We start from the raw sequence: 4,979 nt of genomic DNA on the forward strand, positions 1-4,979 counted from the left end.
GAAAGGCCTTGCGAGATATCGATGGTTCCACGCTGATTTTCGGAGCCATTGATTCGTAGGCCTTGTCGTAGTCACTCGTGGCATGAGGAGTGGTTTGTAGGCCCGCGGAGGGGGGTAACAATGTCTGGCGATACGATCTTCTCGTTGATCTGATCGGATCCCCCGAGACGCTGGGCCATGCTGGTGAACGCGACCGCGCTTCCGGTGACCAGGAACATGCTGATCACTGGTACCGAAGATGCCATCAGGCCGGCAACGCCGATCGCGCTGTCCAGTGCAGGCATCATCTGCTTCATCATCTCGAACGAAAGCGCATTGCCGTCAGTGATGCTGCTGGTGGTGGCCAGCAACCCTTCCATCACTGTTCCGGTGTACCATTTGGTATAGAGGTTGACGATGGCCGACATGGGTTGCCACAGCATCATCCAGCACAGCATGGTGATGTACTTGGTGATGAGGTTCATCCCGAAGGTGCCCATCACCAGGAGGAATGCCATAAGTGGGGTGATGGCGTAGATCAGGCCTTCGAAGAACGTCAGGAACGGCCGGACGTAGCGTGTGAACATCGAGCCTTCTACAGCCCACTGGGTGGCTTGTTGCGCCTGAGCCTGGCTGAGCATGATGGCGTAGGCGCCTTGCTGATCCTCGAGGGCCTTCTGTGCCGGCGCTCGCTCGAAGATCGGGAGCAGTACGGACGCCATGGTGAAGGCACGAGCGTCGGCCACTTGAAGATTCAGACCGCGCAGCGCATCGTCGACCCGGGTGGTGACATCATCCCCAGTGACGGTCTTGCCCGGCTTTTGGAACGCCAGCTTCGCGACGTCGTCCATGATGCCGCTCTGCGTGGAAGCGCTAAGAGCTTTGAGCCGGGTGTGCGCTTCGGAGCAGGTGTAATAGGTGCCCACGCCGGTGTTGCCCTCGAAGATCTCGGTCCCGTAGACCTGGCTTTCGAATCTCATGGCATCGACAGGGTTATTGCTTCGCATGAGGGCCCCGTAGGCGGCCACGTTGCGGCCGACCCCGACCAGGGTGCACTCCTTGATGTAGGTCATCCACGACCGTACGAAGTCTCCGCCTGCAAGGGTGTCGCCCATTACAGACGGCATCGCCAAGGCATTGCGGGTCGCTCCGCGCACCTTCATCAAGGTGGTCAGGGGATCGGCGAAGCCATAGGTGGTCATGGCCGGCGTGGAGAAGGCCTGCTCCATCTCCCTGGTCAGCTTGTAGCCAATGTTGGACACCACGGATCCTACGAACAGCGGTCCGATCGGCACGTTGTCGACGACCACGACCGTGCCGTCATACACGTCCTCCACGACCGCCCGGCCGGTTGGCCCGTACAGCGCCATGTACAGGATCAGCGCGACGCCCACTTGCTGGAAAGGAATCGCCTGGTTTTTGAATACCGCTTGGAAGCCCAGGAAGAGGGTGCCGATCAACAGACCGACCTTGGCCAACGATTCGATGCTGCCCGATCCTGAGATCATGGCTACCGCGTTGAGGATGCTTTCGAGGTAGGTCGCTGACCCGACCGAGTAGATCGAGAACTCCATTACTGAGCTCCCTGTACAGGTTTTTCGACGTTGATGAATGCTGCAGGCGTGGGCAGCACCTTCATCCGCGCCTCGTAGTCGAGCACCAGGTCGTTCTCATTGCCGTAGTGGCTCAGTAGCGCCTGACGTTCCTGCACCAGGCGGTCCCGTGCGGTACCGATGAATTCGCCGGCAGGTTTACCCAGCTTGTCGACCATCTTGCTGCGCGTGATCACCGTTTCAGCCGTGTCGATGTAGGATTTCACGAGCGAATATGCGCCCTCGAGCGCCAGCATCTTCGCGTGAGCGGAGACAAAGCCACGCGCCATCGATTCGCTGCCTTGCGACAGCCGCTGCACCATGCCGGCGAAGCCTGGTTTCTGCATCATGTTGAGGATGGCTTGCTCATCGTTGTTGAACGTCCCTGTGTTAGTCGCCCACTTGTGCACGATGCCGACGGAGCTGGTTGAGCCGTTGAAGCCTTTAATGATTTTCTCCGCCAAGCCGTCGAAGGCGATCGACTGGGTGCTGGGCGTGAGGCACGCGGCCTTGTCTCCGCCGCACGAGTAGATCTGCACCGTCTCGGTCTTCTGGCCCTCGATGATGTCCTGCAGCGAGATGCTGGTCGGCAATATCGGCTTGGTCTCAGGTACCTGCCCCTTGCCATCGGCCGCGTCCACCAGGCCGGTGATGACTACCGAGCCGGTGAAGGACATGATCATCTCGTCGGTCTGCTGAGATCCGTACTTGAAGAACTGCTGGCTGTTGTACTGCTGCATGGCACACCAGACGACGTTGCCGGTGTCCTCACAGCTGACGAAGTTGCCGGCCTTGCTCTTCTCTTCCGTAGGGGACTTCGAGTTGGTGCTGCCGGAGAAGAGAGAGCCGAAGCTGTCAGCGAGGCCCTTCACGGTGTTCCCCGTGGCCGTCTGCATGTTGTCCTTGCCCTCGAACGCCGAGAACGCGTCCGTCACCAGGCCCTGGGCGAGCTGGCAGCTATTGGACATGAGGCCGTTGAGGTCCTGCATGGTCTCCTGCAGGTTGGCGATGGTGTTCTCCACCGTCGGTCCCATGGCCTTAAGCGCTAGCTTGAACGCGTAGCCCGACGCGACACCTACCGAGTTAGAGGCGATGGAGCGCAGCGACTGAACGAACTGCTGCGCGTTGATGAACGAGAAGGAGCCGGCGAACATGTCGATACCGCCGCAGCCGGCCTGAAAGGAGGGCGGTCGGAAGGAGACCACCGGCGCCGTTGCGATCTGATTCCGGATCCGCATCGAGCCGCCACTGACCACGCCTCGGGTCGCCGTCTGGTACATGCCCGGGTCGGTGCTGTTGGACATTGAGTTGAACATCGAGTCCAGCTGGCTCTCGATGTTGGCGTAGGCGCCCAGGGGCGCAAGGGCCGCAACCAGCACGGCTGCGCACAACGACTGCTTACTGCTGCGCCTCATGGGGCACCTCTCCATCTATGGTCTTGCGGGCGAGCTTGCGGCGCATGCTCTCAACAAATGCGGCGGGGTCTTGGTCGATCTGGTCCTGGCTGAGCCCGTCGTTGTCCTTGAGGGTCAGCAGGCCGTTGTCGAAGAAGGGCTGTGTGGACGCGAAGGTCTTCTGGTCGATGAGCGCCGCTTCGCGCGCAGCGATCAGGACCCGATTGAACAGCACGTCCAGGGTGATGGCGCCGTAGCCGACGATCTCGGTGCGGCCCGGCGGGATCGCCAAGGCGAGGGCAGGGGCCTGATAGACCTCGAGCTTCTTGGCCTGGCCATCGTCGGTGCGATAGTTCGCGAACAAGCCGTTGTCGAGGGGGGCGCCGTCCAGTGAGACCGGAATGATCCGGATGCCGGTGGCGGCAGTCAGGGACTGCAGCACGGCTGCCTGCTCCGCACAGAGCACGCAGTTGCCCTTGAAGAAGAAGAAGAGGCTGACCTTGTTGGCCAAGCCCTTGAGCACCTTGTCGCGATTGTTCGAGACCTCCCGATTGAGCGCGTTCGCCGCATAGGTGGCCACCGGCCGCCGGCTGTCCTCGTCGAGGAACGGGTCGCGCATAATCACCTGGCTGGAGCGCTCGGAGAACTTGGACGATTTGTCCATCATCACGCGCTGCAGGTAGTAGTAGGCCTGCACATTGACATCGGTCGGATTGTCGATCGCGCGGTTGCGGTACTTGGGCAGGTTGTCGCGGATCCAGGCGACGCTGAACAGCTCGGGGCCAGGAGCCGCTGCAGGCGCCGCCGGCGGCTCAGCCTTTTGTGTGGGGGCAGGTGGTGGTGGAGGCGGGAGTGGCGCTTTGGCCTCAAGCTCAGGCTCCTCGTCCGCAGGGTCCTTGTACCAAAACCAGCCCTCGGCCTTTCCGCGATAGAAGCTCTCACTACCAGGTGCAGCGAAAGATTCTTTCGTTCCGTCAGCAACGCCTTCCGCTGCAATAGCCCCGCTTAGAGGTGCAATCGACCAAAGCGTGGCAGCCACCGTTAACGACAGGACGGCGCGCCTCATTCGACGCGATCCAAATACAAGGCGACTGCCTCGGTCGCATAGACCCAACGGGCTCCGCGCTTGCGCCGGTGCCGGGCAATGGCGGTCACCCAGGGCAGGTGCTGATAGGAGGCATTCCCGATCTTCTTGCTGACATAGTTCAAGCGGTAGCCCAGCGCTTTTGCTACCTGCTCCACCGTCATTGCTTTTCCATATGCCTCGAGCAACCGCGGTAGGTTCTTGGAAAAGCCGCTATCCGGCTCGAGCGATGTTCGCTGGCTTTCCAGGAACGCTGCGACCCCACAGGTAGCATAGACCCAGACAAGGCCCTGCCGGCGCCGGTGTGGCGCGATCGACATCACCCAGGGCAGATGCTGGTATTTGGCGCAGCCGATCTTCTTGCGTACGTAGCCGGCGCTGTACTCGAGCTCAACTGCAATTTGCTCCGGCGTCATCACCTCGCCGTAGGTTTCCAGCAGCGCTGGCAGGCAGGAGGTAGGGGCGAAAGAAGGGCTGACGGCTACCGAAGTCGCTAACGAAGGGGTCATGTGCGCATCCAGACTAGAAAGTCGATGGGCACAACGTTATTCAGCAACGAGCAGGTTCTGTGCCCGATTCACTCCCTTCCCGGGTATGAATAAGCACGAGACGAGCGTGAGCGGCGACTCACATCGATGAGTAGCGGTCGGTGGCGCTCGGGGGTGTACGGTAAGGTTGAGCGATAGATCAGGCACAAAAAAGCCCTCGAACGAGGGCTCATTGAGCAGAAAGCGGTTACATCAGAAAATGTACGAGCGTAGCTGCCGCGGCCGCTGTGATGGCACCGCCTACGAACGGAAACACTTTCCAAAACGGCCGAGCCATACGCTCACTGTCCCGGTCAACCTGCTCAAGGGTTGCCGACACGTCAGCACGGATCTTAGGGCTTGTCTGAAAAGTCGTGTTTGCTAGCCTGCCCCTGTGATGGCG

The 4,979-nt window shown here is 60.7% G+C and carries 4 protein-coding genes; all 4 read right to left on the reverse strand.

Annotation, left to right across the window (positions count from 1 at the left end):
* Positions 1 to 71: 71 nt before the first annotated feature.
* Genes ACUCV0_RS23880 through ACUCV0_RS23895 form a run of 4 tightly spaced genes read right to left on the reverse strand, consistent with a single transcriptional unit; the run spans position 72 to position 4,558 of the window.
* A complete protein-coding gene (locus ACUCV0_RS23880) occupies positions 72 to 1,553 on the reverse strand; it encodes a conjugal transfer protein TraG N-terminal domain-containing protein (RefSeq protein WP_482213913.1) in 1,482 nt (493 codons plus the stop codon).
* A complete protein-coding gene (locus tag ACUCV0_RS23885) occupies positions 1,553 to 2,986 on the reverse strand; it encodes a conjugal transfer protein TraH (RefSeq protein ID WP_482213914.1) in 1,434 nt (477 codons plus the stop codon). Before ACUCV0_RS23885 ends, ACUCV0_RS23880 begins: the two co-directional genes overlap by 1 nt.
* Positions 2,970 to 4,031 carry a conjugal transfer protein TraF gene (gene traF / locus ACUCV0_RS23890; RefSeq protein WP_482213915.1) on the reverse strand — a complete coding sequence of 354 codons (1,062 nt, stop codon included), beginning with the start codon at positions 4,029 to 4,031 and terminating at the stop codon, positions 2,970 to 2,972. The genes ACUCV0_RS23885 and traF overlap by 17 nt, the downstream gene beginning before the upstream one ends.
* The gene (locus ACUCV0_RS23895) at positions 4,028 to 4,558 is read right to left on the reverse strand and encodes a hypothetical protein (protein WP_158895553.1); all 531 of its coding nucleotides are present in this window, start codon (positions 4,556 to 4,558) and stop codon (positions 4,028 to 4,030) included. The genes traF and ACUCV0_RS23895 overlap by 4 nt, the downstream gene beginning before the upstream one ends.
* Positions 4,559 to 4,979 lie beyond the last annotated feature (421 nt).

Source organism: Pseudomonas sp. VMV1, assembly GCF_056790235.1.

Bases quoted from the DNA above. Each gene is read 5' to 3' on its own strand.
- ACUCV0_RS23885 (WP_482213914.1), bottom strand. From the start codon at position 2,986: ATGAGGCGCAGCAGTAAGCAGTCGTTGTGCGCAGCCGTGCTGGTTGCG.
- traF (WP_482213915.1), bottom strand. From the start codon at position 4,031: ATGAGGCGCGCCGTCCTGTCGTTAACGGTGGCTGCCACGCTTTGGTCG.
- ACUCV0_RS23895 (WP_158895553.1), bottom strand. From the start codon at position 4,558: ATGACCCCTTCGTTAGCGACTTCGGTAGCCGTCAGCCCTTCTTTCGCC.
- ACUCV0_RS23880 (WP_482213913.1), bottom strand. From the start codon at position 1,553: ATGGAGTTCTCGATCTACTCGGTCGGGTCAGCGACCTACCTCGAAAGC.